1 protein-coding gene is annotated in these 947 nt (G+C 64.8%); it reads left to right on the forward strand.

Annotated elements, in window-relative coordinates:
• The first annotated feature begins 98 nt into the window (after positions 1 to 98).
• Positions 99 to 380 (forward strand): hypothetical protein, encoded by a 282-nt coding sequence (locus MJ783_RS10965; protein ID WP_239310294.1) that lies wholly within the window; start codon positions 99 to 101, stop codon positions 378 to 380.
• The last annotated feature ends 567 nt before the right edge of the window (positions 381 to 947 follow it).

Raw genomic sequence — 947 nt, forward strand, 5'->3', positions numbered from 1 at the left:
GTTGGGCTGGCGCAAGCCGGTAGAAGTGTTCAACGATCTGCTGGAAAGGCATGTGTCGCCTTGACCGCTTGATTCCGCCTACTGCACGCCGTGACCAGATGAAGCCCGCAAGCCTCGCGAAGATTCACGCGGTGTTACGGGCCGCACTCGCCGACGCGGAACGGATGGATCTCGTGAGCCGCAACGTCGCGAAAGCCGTCCGACCGCCGAGCCTGGCAGGCGGGGAACGCCGTACGCTGACCACAGATGATGCCCGTCGTTTCCTGGCGGTGGCCAGAGAGGACCGGCTCGAAGCACTGTTCGTTCTGGCGATCACGATGGGGCTGCGCCGCGGTGAGCTGCTCGGCGCGGTGAGCTGCTCGGCCTCAGAGCGCGTTTGAGATCGTCATTCCGGCTCGCCGCGTCCAGGCGCTCCCTGGCCGCGTTGTCGGCCACACCGATACAACTCATCCGGTATCGCTTCGGCCTTCCGCGCACCAGAGGCCGACACCGGCGCGCAACCCGAGAAGGAGCACGAGGACGACACAGCGGAAGACCAGGACGACAGATAGCGCATCTTGGCTACACGGCTGGCCACATAACGATCATTGTTACCCCGGCCAGGTCGAGCAAAGCTCGACACCGGGGGTCCGGGGGTCGCCCCCCCGGGAAGGCATCGCGGCTGGTGGCGAAGGTGGCCGAAGGCCACCGAGCAGCCAAGGCCAGCTTGTGGAGCTGAGAGGATGGAACTTGAACCCCGATCTGGCCCGCTACCTGCACAAACGCCAGCCGCAGGCGACGTAGGGGGGTGTCAGATGGTTCGTGTAAGGGCGGGTTGGTTTGGATGGATCAGGTCGGGATGAACCTGGTTCACTCGGAAAAGACCCTCGTTGAACGGCACACAGGCTGGTTCAGTGGCTGACGTAGACGCAGCGGCGCGGCTGGCACAGGTGTTGCAGCCGGCGGCA

This window comes from Protofrankia sp. Cj3 (assembly GCF_917627355.1).
In the GTDB taxonomy this organism is placed as follows: domain Bacteria; phylum Actinomycetota; class Actinomycetes; order Frankiales; family Frankiaceae; genus Protofrankia.

What these genes read in the sequence shown, in the direction of transcription:
- MJ783_RS10965 (WP_239310294.1), top strand. Translation starts at nt 99, where the DNA reads ATGAAGCCCGCAAGCCTCGCGAAGATTCACGCGGTGTTACGGGCCGCA.